The 20,488-nt window shown below is 67.4% G+C and carries 22 protein-coding genes; 12 read left to right on the top strand and 10 right to left on the bottom strand.

Going from position 1 to position 20,488, the window contains the following annotated elements:
- Positions 1-50: 50 nt before the first annotated feature.
- The 4 genes from U5A56_RS05045 to U5A56_RS05030 form a co-directional block, all read right to left on the bottom strand.
- Complete coding sequence (locus tag U5A56_RS05045; RefSeq protein ID WP_321921132.1) at positions 51-1,379, bottom strand: MFS transporter; 1,329 nt, start codon at positions 1,377-1,379, stop codon at positions 51-53.
- Between the two features lie 231 nt (positions 1,380-1,610).
- Positions 1,611-2,543: a 3-keto-5-aminohexanoate cleavage protein gene (locus U5A56_RS05040; RefSeq protein WP_321921131.1), complete on the bottom strand. Its 933-nt coding sequence runs from the start codon at positions 2,541-2,543 to the stop codon at positions 1,611-1,613.
- A 35-nt stretch (positions 2,544-2,578) separates the two neighbouring features.
- Positions 2,579-3,385, bottom strand: a complete 807-nt coding sequence (locus tag U5A56_RS05035) for an SDR family oxidoreductase (RefSeq protein ID WP_321921129.1) — start codon at positions 3,383-3,385, stop codon at positions 2,579-2,581.
- A 72-nt stretch (positions 3,386-3,457) separates the two neighbouring features.
- A complete protein-coding gene (locus U5A56_RS05030) occupies positions 3,458-4,168 on the bottom strand; it encodes a GntR family transcriptional regulator (protein ID WP_321921127.1) in 711 nt (236 codons plus the stop codon).
- 299 nt (positions 4,169-4,467) lie between these two features.
- Between U5A56_RS05030 and U5A56_RS05025 the strand changes: the two genes are divergently transcribed.
- The 3 genes from U5A56_RS05025 to U5A56_RS05015 all read left to right on the top strand — a co-directional run bounded on the left by U5A56_RS05025 (position 4,468) and on the right by U5A56_RS05015 (position 6,233).
- On the top strand, positions 4,468-4,968 hold the full coding sequence (locus U5A56_RS05025; RefSeq protein WP_321921125.1) for a type VI secretion system amidase effector protein Tae4: 501 nt from the start codon (positions 4,468-4,470) through the stop codon (positions 4,966-4,968).
- On the top strand, positions 4,965-5,408 hold the full coding sequence (locus U5A56_RS05020; protein WP_321921124.1) for a type VI secretion system amidase immunity protein Tai4: 444 nt from the start codon (positions 4,965-4,967) through the stop codon (positions 5,406-5,408). Before U5A56_RS05025 ends, U5A56_RS05020 begins: the two co-directional genes overlap by 4 nt.
- 93 nt (positions 5,409-5,501) lie before the next feature.
- The gene (locus U5A56_RS05015) at positions 5,502-6,233 is read left to right on the top strand and encodes a class I SAM-dependent methyltransferase (RefSeq protein WP_321921122.1); all 732 of its coding nucleotides are present in this window, start codon (positions 5,502-5,504) and stop codon (positions 6,231-6,233) included.
- A 24-nt stretch (positions 6,234-6,257) separates the two neighbouring features.
- On the opposite strand, the gene U5A56_RS05010 is transcribed toward U5A56_RS05015, so the two are convergent.
- Positions 6,258-7,676, bottom strand: a complete 1,419-nt coding sequence (locus U5A56_RS05010; protein ID WP_321921120.1) for a cytochrome-c peroxidase — start codon at positions 7,674-7,676, stop codon at positions 6,258-6,260.
- Positions 7,677-7,787: 111 nt separating this feature from the next.
- The gene (locus U5A56_RS05005; RefSeq protein WP_321921118.1) at positions 7,788-9,461 is read right to left on the bottom strand and encodes an alkaline phosphatase family protein; all 1,674 of its coding nucleotides are present in this window, start codon (positions 9,459-9,461) and stop codon (positions 7,788-7,790) included.
- A 344-nt stretch (positions 9,462-9,805) separates the two neighbouring features.
- Here U5A56_RS05005 and U5A56_RS05000 point away from each other — a divergent pair, with 344 nt between their 5' ends.
- Entirely contained in the window at positions 9,806-10,717 is a 912-nt protein-coding gene (locus U5A56_RS05000; protein WP_321921116.1) for an EamA family transporter, read from the top strand.
- Positions 10,718-10,765: 48 nt separating this feature from the next.
- On the opposite strand, the gene U5A56_RS04995 is transcribed toward U5A56_RS05000, so the two are convergent.
- Positions 10,766-11,239, bottom strand: a complete 474-nt coding sequence (locus U5A56_RS04995) for an Lrp/AsnC family transcriptional regulator (protein ID WP_044843065.1) — start codon at positions 11,237-11,239, stop codon at positions 10,766-10,768.
- A 318-nt stretch (positions 11,240-11,557) separates the two neighbouring features.
- Here U5A56_RS04995 and U5A56_RS04990 point away from each other — a divergent pair, with 318 nt between their 5' ends.
- From U5A56_RS04990 to U5A56_RS04965, 6 genes are all read left to right on the top strand, one after another.
- Complete coding sequence (locus U5A56_RS04990; RefSeq protein WP_124484873.1) at positions 11,558-12,943, top strand: amino acid permease; 1,386 nt, start codon at positions 11,558-11,560, stop codon at positions 12,941-12,943.
- A 43-nt stretch (positions 12,944-12,986) separates the two neighbouring features.
- Positions 12,987-14,189 carry an amino acid aminotransferase gene (locus U5A56_RS04985; RefSeq protein ID WP_124484872.1) on the top strand — a complete coding sequence of 401 codons (1,203 nt, stop codon included), beginning with the start codon at positions 12,987-12,989 and terminating at the stop codon, positions 14,187-14,189.
- 131 nt (positions 14,190-14,320) lie between these two features.
- Entirely contained in the window at positions 14,321-14,719 is a 399-nt protein-coding gene (locus tag U5A56_RS04980) for a DUF488 domain-containing protein (RefSeq protein WP_124484871.1), read from the top strand.
- Positions 14,720-14,822: 103 nt separating this feature from the next.
- Complete coding sequence (locus U5A56_RS04975) at positions 14,823-15,113, top strand: DUF1488 domain-containing protein (RefSeq protein ID WP_044843069.1); 291 nt, start codon at positions 14,823-14,825, stop codon at positions 15,111-15,113.
- Between the two features lie 16 nt (positions 15,114-15,129).
- Entirely contained in the window at positions 15,130-15,369 is a 240-nt protein-coding gene (locus U5A56_RS04970) for a UDP-glucose 4-epimerase (protein WP_124519488.1), read from the top strand.
- 169 nt (positions 15,370-15,538) lie between these two features.
- Positions 15,539-15,892 (top strand): hypothetical protein, encoded by a 354-nt coding sequence (locus U5A56_RS04965; RefSeq protein ID WP_044843071.1) that lies wholly within the window; start codon positions 15,539-15,541, stop codon positions 15,890-15,892.
- A gap of 20 nt (positions 15,893-15,912) precedes the next feature.
- On the opposite strand, the gene U5A56_RS04960 is transcribed toward U5A56_RS04965, so the two are convergent.
- From U5A56_RS04960 to lhpI, 3 genes are all read right to left on the bottom strand, one after another.
- Positions 15,913-16,692 (bottom strand): helix-turn-helix domain-containing protein, encoded by a 780-nt coding sequence (locus U5A56_RS04960; RefSeq protein WP_321921113.1) that lies wholly within the window; start codon positions 16,690-16,692, stop codon positions 15,913-15,915.
- A gap of 17 nt (positions 16,693-16,709) precedes the next feature.
- Entirely contained in the window at positions 16,710-17,117 is a 408-nt protein-coding gene (locus U5A56_RS04955) for a response regulator transcription factor (protein ID WP_124484869.1), read from the bottom strand.
- Between the two features lie 184 nt (positions 17,118-17,301).
- Positions 17,302-18,237, bottom strand: coding sequence for a bifunctional Delta(1)-pyrroline-2-carboxylate/Delta(1)-piperideine-2-carboxylate reductase (gene lhpI, locus U5A56_RS04950; RefSeq protein WP_124551064.1), 936 nt, complete (start codon positions 18,235-18,237; stop codon positions 17,302-17,304).
- A 261-nt stretch (positions 18,238-18,498) separates the two neighbouring features.
- Between lhpI and U5A56_RS04945 the strand changes: the two genes are divergently transcribed.
- A complete protein-coding gene (locus tag U5A56_RS04945; protein WP_044843075.1) occupies positions 18,499-19,236 on the top strand; it encodes a FadR/GntR family transcriptional regulator in 738 nt (245 codons plus the stop codon).
- Positions 19,237-19,357: 121 nt separating this feature from the next.
- On the top strand, positions 19,358-20,479 hold the full coding sequence (locus tag U5A56_RS04940; RefSeq protein ID WP_257772573.1) for a branched-chain amino acid ABC transporter substrate-binding protein: 1,122 nt from the start codon (positions 19,358-19,360) through the stop codon (positions 20,477-20,479).
- Positions 20,480-20,488: the final 9 nt, after the last annotated feature.

Genomic DNA, 20,488 nt, shown 5'->3' with positions numbered 1-20,488 from the left:
ATGCGGGCGGGGCGAAGCCCGCATTTCGCCGGCCTGGATTTCGTCTGTCCTCAATCGCGCGACCGTGCGTCGGCGCGCTCGTGTCCGTGACGCAACGCGAGGCTCGCGAACGCTGCGACGACGAGCGCCGCCGCCAGCAGCGTCAGCCCGTTCTTCGCGTTGCCGGTCGTCTGTTCGATCGCGCCGACGACGGTTGGCCCGACGAAGCCGCCCAGCAGCCCGCACGTATTCACGAGCCCGAGCCCGCCGGCCAGTGCGCTGCCCGCGAGCCGCGACGCCGGAAACGTGAACACGATCGACTGGACGACGAAGAACATGGACGCGGCCACGCACACGCAAGCGAGACCGGCCACTGGCGACGCATGCGCGGCACCTACCATTCCCGCGGCCATTACGATGAGCCCGGCGCACAGTATCCGGCGCGAATGATGCGACTCGCGCGCGAAGCGCGGCAGTGTGGACGCGCCGAGGGCGGCAGCGAGCCAGGGCAACGCGGTCAGCAATCCCACCGCGAACGGTGAAAAGCGTCCGGATGCGCCGATGATGCCCGGCAGGAAGAAAATCACCGTGTAGATGGTCAACTGGTGGCAGAAGTACACGAAGATCGCGAGCCAGATCTGCGGATCGCGCAGCGCGGCACCGAACGCGTGGCCGCCGTGGGTTGCAACGCCTGCATCCTGTTCCGCCGCCAGCGTGCGTTCGAGCGCGCGGCCGGTTTCGGGGGACAGCCACGGCGCGCTGCTCGGGCGGTCCGGCAGGCGTGTCCACACGACGAAGGCGAGCAGGACGGCCGGAATTCCCTCGACGACGAACAGCCATTGCCAGCCGTGGAAGCCGAGCCTTCCATCGAGTTCGATCAGCGCGCCGGCCAGCGGACCACCGACGATGTTCGCGATGCACACGCCGAGGAGGAAATAGCCGGTCGCCCGCGCACGTTCCTCGCGACCGAACCAGTACGTGAGGTACAGCATCACGCCCGGAAACAGCCCGGCTTCGGCGGCGCCGAGCAGCAGGCGCATCACGTAAAACGACGTCGGGCCGGCAACGAACGCCATCGCGATCGACAACGCACCCCACGTAATCATGATTCGCGTGATCCAGAAGCGCGCGCCCACCCGGTGCATGATCAGGTTGCTCGGGATTTCGAACAGCGCGTAGGTGAGAAAGAACAGGCCCGCGCCGAGTCCGTAGGCGGCCGATGAAATGCCGAGATCGACACCCATCGAGTGTTTTGCGAATGCGATGTTGGTGCGGTCAAGGAAGCTGATTACGTAGGCGGCGATCAGCAGCGGCATCAGTTTGCGAAACAGCAGCCGGTTCAGCGACGCACTTGCGTCGCCGGCGGCGGAAGGCAGGGCCTGGGCGTGATGAGTGGACATGCGGACGACTCCGGTAATGGCGAACGGGCGCACACGGCAAGCACGGCGTGCCGCGTTCGGCTGAGGCCGCTGCGTCGCGCGCAGCGGAGGGGCAGACGACGGAGCCGCGCCGGCGGCGCTCGACGGGAGCGGGGCGATGGAAGGCATCCTGGCACCGGCCGGCTCGGGCCGGCGCCTTGTCTCTGCGCTTGCGGGTTCTGGTGTTGCGTGATGTCGGGCGCAACCCGGCGATCAGAACTTGACCGCGTCGCCGCCCTTGAGCTTGAGCATCGCGCGCGCGTCGGCCGGCGTCGCGATCTCCAGCGACAGGCCTTCGAGCACCTGCCGCATCTTCAGTACCTGCGCGGCGCTCGATTCCGCGAGCTTGCCGGGCGCGATCCACAGCGAATCCTCGAGCCCGACGCGCACATTCGCGCCTTGCGCGGCACCGATCGTCGCGAGCGGAATCTGGTTGCGCCCGGCGCCGAGTATCGACCACACGTAATCGTCGCCGAACAGACGGTCGGCCGTACGGCGCATGTGCATCAGGTCCTCCGGGTGCGCGCCGATCCCGCCGAGCAAGCCGAACACGCTCTGCACGAAGAACGGCGGCTTTGCGAGCCCGCGGTCGACGAAGTGCGCGAGGTTGTACAGGTGCGAGATGTCGTAGCACTCGAATTCGAATCGCGTGCCGTTCGCGCCGCAGCGCGTGAGGATCGTCTCGATGTCGGCGAACGTGTTCTTGAACACGAGATCGCGGCTTTTCTCGAGATGTTCGCGCTCCCACGGATGCTTCAGTTCGCGAAAGCGCTCGAGCATCGGATAGAGTCCGAAATTCATCGAGCCCATGTTCAACGAGGCGACCTCGGGCTGGAAATGCAGCGCGGGTTGCAACCGTTCGTCGACCGTCATGTGCGGGCTGCCGCCTGACGTGAGGTTGATCACCGCGTCGGTCTGCGCTTTGATGCGCGGCAGGAATTCGGCGAACACGGCCGGATCCTGCGTCGGCTTGCCGTCGGACGGGTTGCGTGCGTGCAGGTGCAGGATCGCCGCGCCGGCCTGCGCGGCCGCGACCGCCGCCGCTTCGATTTCGTGCGGTGTCACGGGCAGGTACGGCGACATCGACGGCGTATGGATCGCGCCGGTCGGCGCACACGTGATGATGACTTTGCGAGCGTTTGCCACGGATGGATTCCTTTCGATGAACGATGCGGGGGGCGTCAGAGCACTTCGACGTTGCCGCAGACGGAGATCGCCTGCCCGGTAATGCCATGCCCGCCCGGCGAGCACAGGAACAGCGCGGTCGCCGCAATTTCGGCCGGCTCGGTCATGCGCCGCAGCGAGATCTTCTCGAGATAGCGCTTCTCCATCTCGTCGTAGCCGATGCCGAGCTGCTGCGCGCGCGCCTCGATCACGCGGCGCATCCGCGGGCCGCGCACGATGCCGGGCTGGATCGCGTTCACGCGAATGCCGAGCGGCCCGAGTTCGATCGCGAGGCTTTTCACGAGGCCGACCACCGCCCATTTCGTGGCCGCGTAGGGCGTACGAAACGCGTAACCGAGCCGGCCGGCGACCGATGACAGCGCGATGATCGCGCCGCCGTGTTTCGAGTCGCGCAGCAGCGGCACCGCGCGGCGGGCGAACTGAAATTGCGCGTTCAGATTGATCGCGACGGTCTGCTCCCACTGCACGGGGTCGATTTCGTCGATGCCGCCGGTCGGGCCGGCGATGCCCGCGTTGTTGACCAGCACGTCGAGGCCGCCGAGCGTCGTTGCGACGTCCGCGAATACGCGATCGACCGCGGCGGGATCGGATACGTCGGCAAGCGTCGCACTGATCGCGCCGGTTGCGGCGCGCGGCGGCCGGTCGGCGAGCGCCGCGATCGCGGCTTGCGACGCGTCGCACACGTGCACGCGCGCGCCGCATTCGGCGAACGCGCAGGCGATTTCGAGGCCGAGGCCCGATGCGCCGCCCGTCACGAGGACGCGCAGGCCGTCATAGGGTTTCAGCAGGTCGGAAGCTGTCATGCCGGGTTGTCTCCATCGTTGGTGTAGTCGGATGCGGCCGCTCGCGATTCGTCCGGTCGCGGCGGGCGGCCGCTACGGTTTCGCGTTCACGGTTCGCGGTGTCTGTTCGGCTCGCAGCGTCTCGGCGAGGTCGTGCGCGGCGCCGCCGATGTCGAGCGCGATGCCGGCTCGCACGCCCGCGCCGTCGCGCCGCTCGAGGGCATCGACGATCGCGCGGTGCGCATCCATCGAGCGCCGCATGTGCGGAATGTCGAGCGCGACCATGTTGAGGAACGGACCGACGCGCATCCACAGGTTCTCGACGATCGCAAGCGTGCTTTCACTGGCACCGTGCACGTAGATGGCGCTGTGAAACGCGAAATTGCTTTGCAGGTAGGCGCGCGAGCGGCCGGCCTCGACGTGCGCCTGCATCGTCTCGCAGGTCTTGCGCACGGTAGCGATCTGCGCGGCGGTCATCCGTGCGCACGCGCGCTCGGCGATGCAGCCTTCGAGTGCGATCCGCACGTCGCGCAGTTCGTCGAGCATGTCGAGCGTCATCGGCGGCACGACGAGCGCGCGGTTCGGGCCGTCGACCAGCGCACGTTCTGCGCGCAGCCGCGTGAGCGCGGCGCGCACCGGCATCGTCGACGAGCCCACGGCCTCGGCGACGCTGCGCAGGCTCAGCGCCTGGCCAGGCGCGAATCGGCCGCTCATCAGCGCTTCGCGCAGTTGCTGGTAGACCTTGTCGGCCATCGTTTCAGATTCGATGGCTTTCAGTGCGGGCGGGACGATACGGGGCGTCAAGGCAGGGTTCTCCGGGGTTTGATCTGCGATCTGTGATCACACTTGAGATGTGTGAAGTTTTGACGATTGGGCGGGCGGAGTCAAGGCGATTCGGGTTGGGGAAAACGAGGGGGAAGCACGGCAATCTGCCGGATGTACCCCTGCCGCCGTCACGGCATTGGTATTACAAAAACCTTTCGATCAATGCATCATGATGCATGCGGCGAATGCCCCCAAGGCTGTCAGGAAACCACGCGGGGCCGTGATTTTTCCGACGCACGCCAGCCGATTCGACTTCATTCCAATGACAAGGAGCCAAAGTGAAACGACCGTCGTTTGCCGTTGCGTGGGCGGCATCCCAGCGAATTTATGATCCGGCCAATTCCGGCGAACGGGTCGCGAAAATGATCGGTGGATACGTCGAGAAGAACGTGAACAATCCGAGCCCTTCGGAACAGTGGAGCAATACCTGCGCGGTGAGAATGAGCTACATCCTCGGCGAGGCCGGCATGGTGATTCCCCGAATTTCCGGGCAAACGGTATCGGGCGGAGACAATCGGCAATACTTTTTTCGCGTTCGTGACTTGAATCGCTTTCTCGAGCAGCGGTGGGGGAAGGCGGAGGTAGTCACGTTTCCGCCGTCGAACGGTGGACCCTTGTCGGGGCGACAAGGCGTCATCCTGTTCGAGGTCTCCGGCTGGAGCGACGCGCAGGGTCACGCAACGTTGTTCAATGGAAATACATGTTACGACCGCTGCTACTTCAATGAGCCGAGCGCACGGTATCGTACGGATCGTGCGAATTTCTGGAGCCTGTCATGAGGGAAGCCTGGATCGCGATCGCGCTGATGTGTGCGGCACTTCATCCTGCAACGGTGTCGGCGAAGGAAGCGGCGCAAACCTCGCCGGAGGCCGGTTCACGGACGTACATCCAGAACTTCAAGGACATGGCGCTCGCACAGTGTCTGGCCACTGCGTATCGGCAGGAGTCCGCCGTAAGCAAGGACATCGGCAGCAGCACGAACGCGCTGCGCGACTGGACTTACTACGACCTGGAGCGCGCGCCGGACGTCGTTCGAGCGCTGGTCGCGAAGTATCTGGCGCGCGATTACCGGAATCCGGTCGTTGAGTCGGAAATCAAGGACGTCAAATTCGACTTCCTGAAATGCATGGACCTGTATCACGGCAAGGAGCTCGACGCGGCGGCGAAGCGGCTCGTCCTGCGGCCCAACAGCACATACCGGGCCGAGAACCCGCGATAGTCCTGAAGCGCCGCAGCGGCGGCGCCCCGACCATCGCCATGCGCGCCCCGATCGTGCAGAATCGATCTTCCAATCCTAGCCCAAGGATGCCGCATGCCCGATTCGAACGAACCGTCCGCCCGCAGCGCCTATGCGAGCTTCGCGCAACGCTACGCGGACATCGCGCCGACCAAGGCGCACAACGCACTCTACGAGCGTCCGACAACGATGGCGCTGCTCGGCGACGTCGACGGCCTGACGGTGCTCCACGCCGGCTGCGGGCCCGGCATCTGCAGTGCGCATCTCGCGCGCCACGGCGCGACCGTCCACGCATTCGACATCACGCCCGAGATGGTCGCGCTCGCGCAAACGCGCTGCGCAGGCCTCACGGTCGACGTCGTCGAGGGCGACCTGGAGGCGCCGCTCGCGTGGCTGCCCGACGCGTCGGTCGACAAGGTGCTGTGCTCGCTCGCGCTCGACTACGTGCGCGACCTCGCACCGACGCTGCGTGAATTCAGACGCGTCGCACGGCCCGGCGGGACGCTCGTGTTCTCGATGGCGCACCCGATGCGCGACTGGATGGACGAGCGTACACGCGGGGACGCCACGTACTTCGATACGAGCCGTTTCGGCTTCCACTGGTCGGGTTTCGGCGAACCGAAGCCCTATGTCGAAGCGTGGCGCCGGCCGCTTGCCGACATCCTGAACGCGCTCGCCGACGCCGGCTGGCGGCTCGACCGGTTCGTCGAACCGACGCCGCTGCCCGAGATGAAGGCCGTGTCGGAGCGGCTCCATGCGGAGCTGTCGCTGGCGCCGGCGTTCCTCTGCATCCGCGCGCAGCGCTGACCAAAAGCGGCGGCGGGCCAGCCGTCAGCGTGCCGGCTCGTCGGTCAGCGTGCCGAGAAACGCTTCGATATCCTTGATGTCCTGCTCGGTCATCGCGGGCTGGTCGCCGGGCTTGCGATCGAACGGCGCGTCCGTCACGTCGACGTTCGCGCGGTACTTCGCCGGGATGTCGTCGTACACGTCGACCTTGCCGTCCGCGCCGCGCGGATAGAACTTCTGCGGCGAGATGCTGCGTTCGTTGTAGAACGCCATCACCTGGTCGAGCGTATGGAACACGCCGTTGTGGAAGAACACGTGGCGCGTCGCCGCGTTGCGCAGCGTCGGCGTGAGGAACATCGCGCAGTATTGCGTCTGGTCCTTCAGGTCCGCGCGGAACGGCCCGCACACGCCGAGATCGAAGAACGCCGGGTTGCGGTTCTGCGCGAGCGCCTTGTTGCGCGGCGCGCCGAGCGCCTCGTACTGGTAGTCGGTAAACATCGGCGGCAAGCCGTCCTTGCCGGGCTTCGACAGGTGGCAGCCCGCGCAATTCGCCTTGTCAGGATCGTTGAAGAGCTTCAGCCCGCGCAACTCGGCCTGCGTGAGGCGCGCGCGGCCTTCGAGCCAGCGATCGTACTTGCTGTTGTACGGATGGAACGACGGATCCTCGACCTGATAGCGCGCGATCGCGAACATCGCCTCCGACACCGCGAGTTGCGGCGTGGCGAACACGCGCGGCCCGAACAGCTGCTCGAACTGCGCGCGATGCGGCGACTGCGCGAGCTTGCGCGCGACGTCGTCGATGCTCGCGTTCGCCATCTCGACCGGATTCAGCAGCGGCCCGAACGCTTGCTGCTGCAACGTATCGGCGCGGCCGTCCCAGAACATCCCGCCTTGCGGCACGAGTTGCGGCGCGGCCGACGTGCCGGCCACCTTCTGCGCCTTGACTGCGCCGGCCGCGGATGCCGCCTGCTGCGCGACGCTCGGCGCGGCGTCGTTTTCGCCGGCATCGGGGCCGATGCTGAAGTTGGGCTGGCGATACAGGTACATCAGCGACGGCGGCGGGCGGTAGCCCTGCTGCGTCATCGCGAGGCCGCCCGGCTGCACGTCGAGCCCGTTCGGCGGGCCGTACGCATGATCGGGGCTGTGGCACGACGCGCACGACTGCTTGCCGGATGCCGACAGCGACGGATCGGCGAACAGCGCGCGCCCGAGCTGCGCGACCGCGGACAACGGCTGCGCGGCTGGGCGCTGCAGCACGACCGGATGCGGATTCGCACCCGTCCAGTCGGCGACGACGTCGCCGATCGCCGCCGGCGTGCGGGCCGGAAACGCGATCGCGAATGCGCCATAAGCGAACACGGCCGCGCCGAGCGCGAACGCCGCGCGGCGCAGCACGCGGGCAGGGGAACGCGGCGCGGCGGCGCCGGATGCGTCGGGAGACGGGAACGCGGGACGAGCTGTCATGCTGTCGGTCGAAAATCGGGCACCGTGTGAAAGCGGCGCGTTAAACGGAAACGGCCGGCGCACGATGCGCCGGCCTGCTGTTGCCTGCTGCGACCGGTTACGCGATGCCGGTCAGATCGACGGCGCCGCGCTCAGCACGGTGCCTTGCGCCGGATCGAGATACAGCGGCGCCGTGTTCGGCTTCGACGAGAAGTCGAACAGCCCGCGCAGGTCGCCGGCCGTCGCATCGAACGAACCGCCGCCGATGCGCTGGCCGCCGAGCCAGTTGTCCTCGATGAAGCGCACGACGGACGCCTGGTCGATCAACGTGTGGTCGACGTAGTTCTGCTTCGCGTACGGCGAGATCACGACCAGCGGGATGCGCACACCCGGGCCGCAGCGGCCATTCACCGTGCCGCCGTTCACGCCGGTGGTGCCGCCCGAGCCGCACTTGCCGTTGCCGTTCACCTGGTCGACCGCGTCGGACGACGCGCGGGTCGGTGCCGTGTACGCGTGGTCGTACCAGCCGTCCGAGTCGTCATAGGTGACGATCACGGCCGTGTTCTGCCAGTCGGGCTGCTGCTGCAGGAAGTTGACGACCTTCGTCACGAACGCCTGCTCGTCGAGCGGATCCGAGTAGCCGGCGTGCGCATCCTGCGCGGCCGGCGCCTTCAGGAAGCTGACCGACGGGAAGTCGCCGGCCTTCACGGCCGCGAAGAAGTCGTCGGTGTCGTACTGGTGGTTCGCCGGTTCGGCCGTCTTGCCGTCGGCTTCGAGGCTCGAACCGATCGCCGCGACCGCGCTCGGGCGCGTGTGCTGCGGGTTCGCGGTCGACGCGTAGTACTGGAACCAGTTGTGGTGCGGGATGTAGTCGGTCGTCGCGGCGTTCACGGCGGTGGCCACGGTGCTGCGGTTGCAGCCGGTCGTGCCGTTGCTGTTGGTCGTCGACAGGTTGAAGCCGCCCATGAAGCCGCCCCACGTGATCTTCGCGCCGTTCAGCAGGTCGCCGATGTTCTTGCCGCTCATCATCGCCTGGTCGGTCGTGCTCGAGCACACGTCGAAGCCCGGGTCGACGTCGTTGATCATCGTGAAGCCGCCCTGGCCGTCGTTGATGTAGTAGGAGGTGGCGGCGAGCGTCGACGGCTGCTTCGACGTCTTGACGATCTGCATCCCGTTGGTCTGGCCCGACACGACGTTCAGCGCGCCCGGCGTCGACGGGCCGTAGACCGTCGTGTACGCGTTGTCGCTCATTGCGAAGCGCTGCGCGTAGTTCCACAGCGCGGTCACGGTGTTGCCGTCGAAGTAGCCCATCACCTGGCCCTTCGTGCCGAACGCGCCGGCGCCGCCGGACGAACCCTTGCCGGTGTACTTCGGGAACAGGTCGGCGAGGCCGTTGTCCTCGGCCTGCTGCTCGGCCGTGTACGCATGGTTCTGGTCGGCGGTCGCGGCCTGCGTGCGGTCGAGGCGGAACGGGTTCGCGGCGTCGGTGCCGTTGGCCGTGTTCGTGAAGTTCGGGTTCGCGGTGAGCAGCGTGCCCGTCAGCCCGTTGATCGCCGGCGTGCCGGGCTTCGCGTTGAAGGCCGGTTCGCCGGACGGGTTCGACGCGTTCGGGTAGGTACCGAAGTAGTGGTCGAACGACACGTTTTCGCCGTAGATCACGACGACGTGCTTGATCGGCGTGGCGGTCTGCAGCGCGTCCTGCGACGACACGGCGGGCGTCGACGTGGGATCGTCGCTGCCGCCGCAGGCGAACAGCGCAAGCGCCGCGGCTGCGCAGGCGGTGACGAGCAAGGCTTGACGGAACATCGGGAAACTCCAGGTAGGCTTTCGACGGTGAAGATCGGCCCCGTCGCCGTGTCGGTCCGGCGCGGAACGCGATAAAGCACCGGCATTGAAGCAGTTCGGTATGAAGATATGGGGGCGGACCGGTTTCGCGACGGTTGCGCCGCGGTATCGATTCCATTACGGCGCGACGCGGCGCGAAAGAAAGCGGAAAGGGGCCACGCGGATGCAACCTGGGCGACACATTGGGCGGTGGGCACGGTCACGGCCGCGCATGCCGCGCGGGGCGGGCGGCAGCGCGCGGCGGGCCGGTTCGTGGGGTGCCGGGCCGCGTTCTTTTTTTGACAATCGTGTGACGCATTCATACGATGGTTGGCCCGCGGCGACGATTTCGCGTTGCCGGCCGTCAGCGAGTGCTCAACGTGCCGATTCCCGTTCTGTTTGCGGTCCTGTGCGCGGCCTTCCTGCATGCGTCGTGGAATGCGCTCGTGCGCAGCAGCGACGACCGGTTGCGCTCGGCCACGGTGCTGCAGATCGCGATCGGGCTGTTCGCGCTGCTGTTCCTGCCGGCCGCCGCGCCGATCACGCCCGCGAGCTGGGCCTGCGTCGTCGCGTCGGCGGTGCTCCACGTCGTCTATACGCTGCTGCTGGTGCGCGCTTACGAGCACGGCGACCTGAGCGTCGCCTATCCGGTCGCACGCGGCACCGCGCCGCTGCTCGTCACGCTGGGCGCCGCGGCGTTCGCGGGCGAGCGCCTGAACGCGGGTGCGCAAGGCGGGCTCGTGCTGATCTGCGCCGGCATCATGGCGATCGGGCTGGAGCGCGGCCGCGGCGCGCGGCACCGGATGACGCAGGTGCTGCCGACTGCGTTCGCCACCGGCGTATCGATCGCCGCGTACAGCGTGGTCGACGGGATCGGCGTGCGGGAAAGCGGCAGCACGGTCGGCTATACGGCGTGGATGTTCGTGCTGACCGGCTTGCTGATGGCCGCGTACTACCGGCTGCGGGCGGGGCCGCTGCGGCTCGCGCAGGATGTCGGTGAAACGGCGAAGGCCGCATGCGGCGGCGTGTGCGCGGCGCTCGCATACGGGATCGTGATCTGGGCGATGGAGCGTGCGCCGATGGGCCCGGTGTCGGCGCTGCGCGAAACGAGCGTGGTGTTCGCGGCGCTGATCGCGCGCGTCTATCTCGGCGAGCGGCTGACGCCGCGTCGCGCCGGCGGGTGTCTGGTGATTGCGTGCGGGGCGTTGCTGATCAGCGCGTCCGAAGCGGTGCGCTGAGCGCGGCTGCCGAACCGGGCATCGCCCGGCCGGTCGCGCGGCGCCGCATCAGCCTTCCACCGGCATCGCACTCGTGCACTTGATCTCGTCGAGGCACACGCTCGAATGCACGCCGCTCACGCCGGGAATCCGCATCAGCGTTTCGAGCAGGAACGTGGACAGCCCCTTCAGGTCGCGCGCGACGACCTTCAGCACGTAGTCGATATCGCCCGTCACCGAGAAACACTCCTGGATCTGCGCGAGATCCGACACGAGTTTCTGGAACTTCGACAGGTCGCGGATATGCCCGCGCTCCATCGTCACGTGTACGAACGCGGTGACGCCGAACCCGAGCGTGTCGGGGCACAGACGGGTTTCGTAACGGCGGATCGCGCCGATCTCCTCCAGCCGGCGGTGGCGTCGCAGCGTCTGCGCGGGCGACAGGCCGACGGCCTTCGCCAGGTCGAGGTTCGACGCACGGCCGTTCTCCTGCAGCACCGACAGCAAATGGCGATCGATGCGATCGAGAACCGGTTCAGGCATTTTTGTTTCCTCATCTGTCTCCCGCGTGCAATCTTATCTCATAATGTAGGGTTTGCATGAGCCGGTTACGCAACCCGATTTCGCTGTCGCGACGCTAAACTGACGCCGGATTTTCGTGTGCGCCTGCAGCAAGGCGGAAAGAGCGACGGTCGGTGGCCGGTCTGGTGGGCCTGCCGACAGGAATCGGGGGTCGCCACGCGAAGATTGCAGTCCCCAACCCGGCGGCTCCACGAACGGCCGCCGGCACAGCAAAACAGCGCCCGGCACACCGAGGCGCGCCGCACCGCTTCCGGCGGAGGCGGGCAAAATGGAGAAGACATGGTTTCTGGAAACGAGAAGGACGGCCTGAAGCGGGGGCTGAAGAACCGGCACATCCAGCTGATCGCGCTCGGCGGCGCGCTCGGCACGGGGTTGTTCCTCGGCATCGCGCAGACGATCAAGATGGCCGGCCCGTCCGTGCTGCTCGGCTACGCGGTGGCCGGCGTCGTCGCGTTCTTCATCATGCGCCAGCTCGGCGAGATGGTGGTCGACGAGCCGGTCGCCGGCTCGTTCAGCTACTTCGCCGACAAGTACGTCGGCCACTTCACCGGCTTCCTGTCCGGCTGGAACTACTGGGTGCTGTACATCCTCGTCAGCATGGCCGAGCTGTCGGCCGTCGGGATCTACGTGCAGTACTGGTGGCCCGGCGTGCCGACCTGGGTGTCGGCGCTGGTGTTCTTCGTCGCGATCAACCTGCTGAACCTGGCGAGCGTGAAGTCGTACGGCGAGACGGAATTCTGGTTCTCGATCATCAAGGTCGCCGCGATCGTCGGGATGATCGGCTTCGGCGGCTGGCTGCTCGCGAGCGGCCATGCGGGGCCGGAAGCGAGCGTCGCGAACCTGTGGCAGCACGGCGGCTTCTTCCCGAACGGCGTGTCGGGGCTGGTGATGTCGATGGCGGCGATCATGTTCTCGTTCGGCGGGCTGGAGCTGATCGGCATCACCGCAGCCGAGGCCGACGATCCGAAGCACAGCATTCCGCGCGCGACCAACCAGGTGATCTACCGGATCCTGATTTTCTACATCGGCGCGCTCGCCGTGCTGCTGTCGCTGTATCCGTGGGAGAAGGTCGTCACCGGCGGCAGCCCGTTCGTGCTGATCTTCCACGCGCTGAGCAGCAACCTGGTCGCGAACGTGCTGAACGTGGTCGTGCTGACGGCCGCGCTGTCGGTCTACAACAGCGGCGTGTACAGCAACAGCCGGATGCTGTTCGGCCTCGCGAAGCAGGGCAACGCGCCGAAGGTGCTGTGCTCGGTGAACAAGCGCGGCATTCCGCTCGCCGCGCTCGGCGCGTCGGCGCTCGCCACCGGCGCGTGCGTGCTGGTCAACTACTTCATGCCGGGCAAGGCGTTCGAGGTGCTGATGGGCCTCGTCGTGTCGGCGCTGATCATCAACTGGGCGATGATCACGCTGATCCACCTGAAGTTCCGCCAGGCCAAGCGCATCGCCGGAGAGCAGACTTCGTTCCGCAGTCTGGGCTATCCTTTCACGAATTACCTGTGCCTGGCGTTCATGGCCGGCATTCTCGTCGTGATGTACCTGACGCCGGATCTCCGCCTGTCGGTGTACCTGATTCCCGTATGGCTCGCGGTGCTCGCGGTCGGGTATCGCTTCCGTCAGAAGAATGCGGACTATGTGATGCGCGACGGCGCGTCCGCGCGCTGACACGGGCATCCCGACCATTCTTCCAAACGAGACCGACATAGCCATGTTCGAACACATCGACGCGTACCCGGGCGATCCGATCCTGACGCTCAACGAGAACTTCCAGAAAGATCCGCGCGATCAGAAGGTCAACCTGAGCATCGGCATCTATTTCGATGCCGAAGGCCGGATTCCCGTGATGGGGGCCGTGCGCGAAGCCGAAACCGCGCTGCAGCGCGACCTCGGCCCGAAGCCTTACCTGCCGATGGTCGGCCTCGCCGCGTATCGCGACGCCGTGCAGGCGCTGGTGTTCGGCGCCGATCATCCGGCGCGTGCGGCCGGCCGCATCGCGACCGTGCAGACGCTGGGCGGCTCGGGCGCGCTGAAAGTGGGCGCCGATTTCCTGAAGCGCTACTTCCCGGACGCGCAGGTGTGGCTCAGCGACCCGAGCTGGGAAAACCACCGCTTCATCTTCGAGCGCGCGGGCTTCACGGTGAACACGTACCCGTATTACGACGAGGCGACGGGCGGCCTGAAGTTCGACGCGATGCTCGCGGCGATCGACGCGCTGCCGGCGCGCAGCATCGTATTGCTGCACGCGTGCTGCCATAACCCGACCGGCGTCGATCTCGACGAAGGCCAGTGGGAGAAGCTGATCGACGTGATCGAGGCGCGCGGGCTGCTGCCGTTCGTCGACATGGCGTACCAGGGCTTCGGCGCGGGCCTCGACGCGGACGCGTTCGCCGTGCGCGAACTGGCCCGCCGCGGCGTGCCGGCACTCGTCGCGAACTCGTTCTCGAAGAACTTCTCGCTGTATGGCGAGCGCGTCGGCGGCCTGAGCGTCGTCTGCGACGATGCGGCCGCGGCCGAGCGCGTGCTGGGCCAGCTGGCCGGCGCGGTGCGCTCGAACTACAGCAACCCGCAAACCTACGGCGCGAAGGTCGTCGCGACCGTGCTGAACACGCCCGCGCTGCGCAAGCAGTGGGAAGAGGAGCTCGCCGCGATGTGCCGCCGGATCGCGCGGATGCGCCAGTCGATCCACGACGGCCTGCGCGACTACGTCAGCGGCGAAGCCCTCACGCGCTACGTGAAGCAGCGCGGGATGTTCACGTACACGGGCCTGACCGAATCGCAGGTCGATGCGCTGCGCGAAGTGCACGGCGTGTACATCCTGCGTTCGGGCCGCATGTGCGTCGCGGGGCTGAACGATTCGAACGTCGGCATCGTCGCGGATGCGATCGGCAAGGTGCTGAAGAGCGGCGTCTGACCGGTGCGCCCCCGGGCGCCCGATCGCATCGCATGAACCGGCTGTCTCCCTCGCGGAGGCAGCCGGTTTTTTCTTGCGCGGCGGCGGCGCGGCGGTACGATGGCGGATCGAACGCAAGACGAAGGAGCGGCATGGCAATTCGAATCGTACGGCTCGGCACGCCGCGCGCGGCCGGCGAGGGCCTGAGGATCGGCACGGTGCGGCGGCCGCCGCGCGGGGTACCCAAGGCGGAATTCGCATCGCGCAACTACTATGATGTGTGGCTGCCGACGCTGTCGCCGAGCCCCGAGCTGGTCGCGCAGGCGCAGGCTGCCGAAACCGACGCCGAATGGCGTGCGTTCACGCGCCACTTCCGCGCGGAAATGGCGCACGGCGACGCACCGAAGGTGCTGGACCTGCTCGCCGCGCTGTCGGCAACGAGCGCGTTCTCGATCGGCTGCTACTGCGAGGACGAGCGCCGCTGCCATCGCAGCGTGCTGCGCGAACTGCTGGCGGAACGCGGCGCGGCGATCGACGCGGAAGCGGGCTGAGCGCCCGTCGGGCGTTGCTTCGTGCGGCGCAGCGAACCGGTTGACGTGGGTCAAGCGTGCGGTGCCGCGGGCCGCTATGCTCATGTCATGAATTGCCCCGACGATGACAGGCGGACAGATGCAGATTGCCTTTCCACCCGAACCGCCCGAATATTGCGCGCGCGATCTGGTCGTCGCGTTTTCGGCGCTGGTCGACGGCCGCTGCGTGCAGTGCGCGATCACGGCCGAAGCACTGGAAGACCATTTCGGTGCGCCGTCGCTGCTGGAACGGGATTTGCTGGATGCGTTCGATGCGCACCGGTCGGCGATCGAGGCGAAGGCACGACAAATGCTCGACGAAATCGGCGGCCGGCCGGTGTTGCTGCACAGTGGTCACTTCCGGATGGACGGCTGATTCCGCAGGAGGACGCATGACACTGCAAGGCACGATTCATGAACGCGACTGGTCGGTCGAGATCGAGACGCGACAGTGCGAATCCGGCGAGTTCCGCTGCCGTGTGTCGGTCGAGCACGGCACCGGGCCGGCGCGCTTTCACCACACGTTCGAGCACAGTCATGCGTATCCCACGGAGCACGAGGCCGCGATCGAAGGGTTGCGGGCCGGGATGACGTGGATCGAAATGAAGGCGTCGCAGACGTTCAGCATGTGAACCGCCTCGCGCCGACGGCGCGCGGAGGCAATGCTGCCACGGCAGTGATCGCCGCATCGGTCGTCGCGCCGCGCGACATGCGTGCGGGCGGATTCCGCGGCGGGCAGGGCAGGGAAACATGGGGCAGGCAATCCGGTCGACGAGCGGCGACCGCGTCAGGAGGAACGACATGGGCGTGGGCATGCAGATCGTCTGCGTCGGATTCGCGGGTTCCGCCGCGCTCGAAGGCGAAGCGGGGGCGCAGCTGGTGCGGCTCGAACGATTCCGCGCGCGGCTCGACGATTGCCTGCTGGCGATCGAGTCGCGCACGACCGGCGACGGCGGCCGGACCTACGACGTGCACCTCGAACTGCTCATGCATGATCGCGCGCCGGCGGTGCTGCCGGGCAGCAGCGGCGACGACGTGAACGAGACGATCCGGCGCGTGTTCGCGCAAGCCGAACAGGCGCTGTCCGCCTGGCAGGCCGGCGAACCCGAAGCGGTCGCGCGGCATGCGGCCACGACGGGCGCGGCCGCGCAATGACGCCGGCCGCGCGTCGGGCGTCAGACCTGCGCGAGCGCCTGCGCGTCGAGGATCCGCACGCGCTTGCCGCGCGTTTCGACGAGCGAATCCCGATGGAACCGCGAGAACATCCGGCTGACGGTCTCGAGCTTCATGCCGAGATAGCAGCCGATTTCCTCGCGCGTCATCCGCAGGTTGAATTCCGATGCCGAATAGCCGCGCGCCTCGAAGCGCGCCGACAGGTTCAGCAGGAACTGCGCGACGCGCTGCTCGGCCGACATCGTGCCGAGCAGCAGCATCTGGCTCGATTCACGGACGATCTCGCTGCTCAGCATCTGGTAGAGGAAATGCTGCATCGGCTTCATCTCGCGGCACGCCGCCTCGAGCGCGCCGAACGGGATGATGCACACGACGCTGTCCTCGAGCGCGATCGCGTCGCAGCAGTGCTGGCCGCTGCCGATGCCGTCCATGCCGAGCGTTTCGCCGGCGATCTGGAAGCCGGTCACGTGCTCGCGGCCGTCGCGATGCATCATCACCGTCTTGAACGAGCCCGCACGGACTGCATAGATGCTGTGGAACGGGTCGTCGATGCGGAACAGCGCGTCGCCCTGGCGAACCTGCCGGGTCGTGCAGATGATCGCGTCGAGGCGGCCGTACTCGTCCGCAGTCAGGTCGGGCGGCAGGCACATCGAGCGCATCGCGCAGCCCGAGCAGCGCGCGGCCGGGGTTTTGACGGCGTCGGTGCGCGCGACCGCACGAAGCGGAGTCGTTGGCCGAGGCGCGACGGGCGGGGCGGTGGCGCAGGCAGTGGCGGTAGACATGAGTCACTCCGGCTCGATCAGGGGTGGTGCGCGCGAGCGTGCACCAGGGATTCGATGACGCGGCATGCGGCGTCGAATTCGGCGGTCTTGTCGAAGAAATAATCGGCGCCGGCCGCCGCGCATGCCTCTCTGAATGCCGCCGCCGAGTGGTTCGTCAGCACGATCGTGACGACGCGCGGCGTGGCCTTCGACAGCATCCCGATCAGGTCGAGACCGCTGCCGTCCGCGAGCCGCAGGTCGACGATCACGACGTCCGCGTGGCTGCTGCGGATGTGCATCCACGCGTCCTGGCCGTCTTCCGCTTCGCCGACGACCGCGACGCCGCGGATCGCGCCGACGAGCAGCGCGATCCGTTGCCGGACGGCGATGGCGTGATCGACGAGAAACACCCTGAGCGCGACGGCGGGTGACAGGCTGGCATTCATGCCGGCAGTATCGTGTTGCGCCGCCAAAAATGAAATCGGCCGAACTGGAAGTTTGTGTAGGCCGCTTCGACGTGTTGTAGGGCGATTCCTACAACGCGTACGGGAAGGCGGCGGCGACGCCCGAGCCGCGCTGGCTGGCGTGCGTGGTGCAACCGGCAGGTTGCCGGTCGCCGCCGCCGTCGAATCAGCCGTGCCGGCGCGCGGCCAGCGCGTCGCGTGCCGTGCGGCACGCGGCCAGATCCCATGCGGCGCAGCCGACGGTCTTGAACAGCAGCGGGCCGCCGCGCGCGAAGGCGCCGCGCAGCACGTCGGCGAGCGACGCGACCTGCTGCCAGTCGACCTGCGCGACGATCAGGTCGCCGGCCTCGTGGCGCGCGCCGGCCGGATCGTCGACGACGAGCCGGCTGTGGCGCACGGTATCGGCGTCGATTTCGGCGGCATCCGCGGTGAACGCGCCGACCCCGACCACGAGGCGGCCTTCGCGTGCCGCTTCGCGATAGACTGGTGTGCGGCTCGTCGTCAGCGTGACCACGACATCGATCGCATCGGGAATCGCATCGCCGTCGAGCGGCGCGAGCTGCGGCGCCTGCGCGCGATGCGCGGCGCAGAACGCGGCCGCGCTGTCGGCGCGCGAGCCGCGCACGTGCAGGCGCGCGTCCGGAAAGATCGCCGCGAGCGCTTCCGCGTGATTGGCCGCCTGCTTGCCGGTGCCGATCAGCAGGATGTCACGCGGCGCGGCGCCGTGCAGCGCCTGGATGCCCAGCGCGGTAACGGCCGCCGTGCGGCGCCCGGTGACCGTCGGGCCGTCGAGCACGAAGCGCAGCTCGCCGGTCGTCGCATCGTATGCGCTCACCTGCCCGAGGATCGTCGGCAGCCCGCGCGCGCCGTTGCCGGGGCACACGTTCACGAGCTTGTGGCTCGCGAGGTCGCGCGCGCTCGACGGCATCGACAGCATCACGCCGCCGGCCTGCAGCGGCACGACCAGGCGTTCGGGACTGACGATCTCGCCCGCCGCGTATTCGGCGACGGTGTGCCTGAGCGTCGCGAGCAGCGCGGGGTAGTCGAGCAGCGCGGCCGTTTCGGCGGCGTCGAAAGAGGGAATCCGGGAGAGGGCGGTCATCGTGTCGGTCGGTTGGGGCGGTGGGCGTGGGAGACGGGCGCATCGCGCGCTCGCCACGGAGGCGGCCGGCTGTCGCGGTGGCAGGCGGTCTGGATCAAATCTATACCAGTTTCCGGCCACCCGGCAAGCCGGAAAAGCCAGCGGACGGCCGATTTTGGTTCTAATATCCGTCCAGATGGGCGTCGCGCGCACCGGCGCCGGTACCGCTCCGGTATAGTGCGACGCATTCCCGATCCCCACCCGACCGGGCAGGAGCCCCAGATGATGTCCGCACGTCCCGAATCGCTCGAAGCCGGTTTCCGGCCGCTGCAGATCTACGAACAGGTCGCCGAAAGGATTCGCGACGAGATTCGCGCGGGGCGCTACGCGGCCGATTCGAGGCTGCCGTCGGAGCGCGAGCTCGCGGCGCTGTTCCAGGTTGGCCGGCCGGCCGTGCGCGAGGCGCTGGGCGCGTTGCAGAACGAAGGGCTGGTGTTCACGAAGCGCAATTCGGGCACCTATGTCGTGCCGGCGCCGCTCGACGTACTCGCGCAGCGCGGCGACCCGCAAGGCGCGCCCGATGCCGACTTCAGCCCGACGTCGACGCTCGACGTGCGGCTCATCCTCGAGCCCGCGATCGCGCGCCTCGCGGCCGCGCACGGTCGCGCCGATCCTGTCGCCGAAGGCTATCTCGCACAGATGGAAACCGTCTCCGACATCGACGATCCGCAGCAGCGCGCGCTGTGGAACGAGAGCGACCGGCTGTTCCACCGGCAGCTCGCGCTGATGACCGGCGACGCGCTGATCGTGAAGATCGCGGACGAAGTCGCGAAGACGATGGACCAGCCGCTGTGGAAGCGGCTGAAGGACGACGGCATCTACGACGCGGGCCGGATCCGGCTCTACGTGTCCGAGCACCGGCTGATCTACGAGGCGATCGTGTCCGGCGACGCCGATGCGGCCGCGTTCTATGTCGAGCAGCACATTCTTCGCGTGCGTCGCGACATCACGCCGAAGTAATGCGCGCCACCTCGCTCTGGTCTAAAAAATGACCAGAATCGCAAAAAACTTTTTGAAATTGCTTGCATGGTGACCACATGTGTCCTACATTGGTTTCACACAAAACCAATCAGGAGACACCATGCGACACTTCGTTACCGCGCTCTCGGTGGCCGTTGCCGCCGGCGCGCTGAGCGCCGCGCACGCGCAGGAAGTCGTGATGATCGGCCATTCCGCGCCGCTCACCGGCCCGCAGGCCGCGAACGGCAAGGACAATGAAAACGGCGCGCGCCTCGCCGTCGACGAGCTCAACAAGGCGGGCGTGAAGGTGGCCGGCAAGACGGTCACGTTCAAGCTGGTGTCGGACGACGACCAGGCCGACCCGAAAGCGGGCGTGCAGGTCGCGCAGAACCTGGTCGACAAGGGCGTGGTCGCGGTGCTCGGGCCGTACAACTCGGGCGTCGCCATCCCGGCATCGCGTGTGTACAGCAACGCAGGCGTCCCGATGCTGCCGGTCGCGTCGAATCCGGCACTCACGCGGCAGGGCTTCAAGAACATCTTCCGGATCGGCGCGAGCGACGAACAGCTCGGCGGCACGATGGCGACCTTCGCCGCGAAGACGCTGAACGCGAAAACCGCCGCGGTCATCGACGATCGCACCGCGTACGGGCAGGGCGTCGCCGAGCAGTTCATGAACGTCGCGAAGGCGAACGGGATCAAGATCGTCGACCAGGAGTACACGAACTCGTCGGCCACCGATTTCCTCGGCATTCTCACCAAGATCAAGGCCAGCAATCCCGACGTGATCTTCCTCGGCGGCTATGCGGCGCAGGGCGCGCCGATGGCGAAGCAGATGAAGCAGCGCGGCTTGCGCGCGAAGCTGCTCGGCGGCGACGGCATCTGCTCGGCCGACATGGGCAAGGTCGCGGGCGAGGCCGCGTCGATCGTCTATTGCGCGCAGGGCGGCGTCGCGCTCGAGAAGACGCCGGCCGGCCGCGAATTCCTGAAGAAGTACCACGACACCTATCACACGGATACGCAGGTCTACGGCGTCAACTACTACGACGGCATGAAGCTGCTCGCCGACGCGATGGTCAAGGCCGGCACGACCACCGACAAGGCGAAGCTGATCGCGCAGCTGGCGAAGTCGAACTATGCGGGCGTCGCGGGCACCTATTCGTTCGACGAACGCGGCGACCTGAAGGGCGCGCCGACCAGCGTCTACGTGATCCGCAACGGGCTGCCCGAACCGTACGCGAAGTAAAACCGTTAC

The organism is Burkholderia sp. BCC1998, assembly GCF_905339875.1.
Classification (GTDB): Bacteria; Pseudomonadota; Gammaproteobacteria; order Burkholderiales; family Burkholderiaceae; genus Burkholderia.
This window is presented reverse-complemented; position numbering and strand designations above follow the sequence as displayed.

What these genes read in the sequence shown, in the direction of transcription:
- U5A56_RS04955 (WP_124484869.1), bottom strand. Translation starts at nt 17,117, where the DNA reads ATGAATGCCAGCCTGTCACCCGCCGTCGCGCTCAGGGTGTTTCTCGTC.
- U5A56_RS04940 (WP_257772573.1), top strand. Translation starts at nt 19,358, where the DNA reads ATGCGACACTTCGTTACCGCGCTCTCGGTGGCCGTTGCCGCCGGCGCG.
- U5A56_RS05035 (WP_321921129.1), bottom strand. Translation starts at nt 3,385, where the DNA reads ATGACAGCTTCCGACCTGCTGAAACCCTATGACGGCCTGCGCGTCCTC.
- U5A56_RS05000 (WP_321921116.1), top strand. Translation starts at nt 9,806, where the DNA reads ATGGTTGGCCCGCGGCGACGATTTCGCGTTGCCGGCCGTCAGCGAGTG.
- U5A56_RS05010 (WP_321921120.1), bottom strand. Translation starts at nt 7,676, where the DNA reads ATGACAGCTCGTCCCGCGTTCCCGTCTCCCGACGCATCCGGCGCCGCC.
- U5A56_RS05020 (WP_321921124.1), top strand. Translation starts at nt 4,965, where the DNA reads ATGAGGGAAGCCTGGATCGCGATCGCGCTGATGTGTGCGGCACTTCAT.
- U5A56_RS04965 (WP_044843071.1), top strand. Translation starts at nt 15,539, where the DNA reads ATGGGCGTGGGCATGCAGATCGTCTGCGTCGGATTCGCGGGTTCCGCC.
- U5A56_RS04970 (WP_124519488.1), top strand. Translation starts at nt 15,130, where the DNA reads ATGACACTGCAAGGCACGATTCATGAACGCGACTGGTCGGTCGAGATC.
- U5A56_RS05015 (WP_321921122.1), top strand. Translation starts at nt 5,502, where the DNA reads ATGCCCGATTCGAACGAACCGTCCGCCCGCAGCGCCTATGCGAGCTTC.
- U5A56_RS04990 (WP_124484873.1), top strand. Translation starts at nt 11,558, where the DNA reads ATGGTTTCTGGAAACGAGAAGGACGGCCTGAAGCGGGGGCTGAAGAAC.
- U5A56_RS04960 (WP_321921113.1), bottom strand. Translation starts at nt 16,692, where the DNA reads ATGTCTACCGCCACTGCCTGCGCCACCGCCCCGCCCGTCGCGCCTCGG.
- U5A56_RS05045 (WP_321921132.1), bottom strand. Translation starts at nt 1,379, where the DNA reads ATGTCCACTCATCACGCCCAGGCCCTGCCTTCCGCCGCCGGCGACGCA.
- U5A56_RS04985 (WP_124484872.1), top strand. Translation starts at nt 12,987, where the DNA reads ATGTTCGAACACATCGACGCGTACCCGGGCGATCCGATCCTGACGCTC.
- U5A56_RS04975 (WP_044843069.1), top strand. Translation starts at nt 14,823, where the DNA reads ATGACAGGCGGACAGATGCAGATTGCCTTTCCACCCGAACCGCCCGAA.
- U5A56_RS04980 (WP_124484871.1), top strand. Translation starts at nt 14,321, where the DNA reads ATGGCAATTCGAATCGTACGGCTCGGCACGCCGCGCGCGGCCGGCGAG.
- lhpI (WP_124551064.1), bottom strand. Translation starts at nt 18,237, where the DNA reads ATGACCGCCCTCTCCCGGATTCCCTCTTTCGACGCCGCCGAAACGGCC.
- U5A56_RS04995 (WP_044843065.1), bottom strand. Translation starts at nt 11,239, where the DNA reads ATGCCTGAACCGGTTCTCGATCGCATCGATCGCCATTTGCTGTCGGTG.
- U5A56_RS05005 (WP_321921118.1), bottom strand. Translation starts at nt 9,461, where the DNA reads ATGTTCCGTCAAGCCTTGCTCGTCACCGCCTGCGCAGCCGCGGCGCTT.
- U5A56_RS04945 (WP_044843075.1), top strand. Translation starts at nt 18,499, where the DNA reads ATGATGTCCGCACGTCCCGAATCGCTCGAAGCCGGTTTCCGGCCGCTG.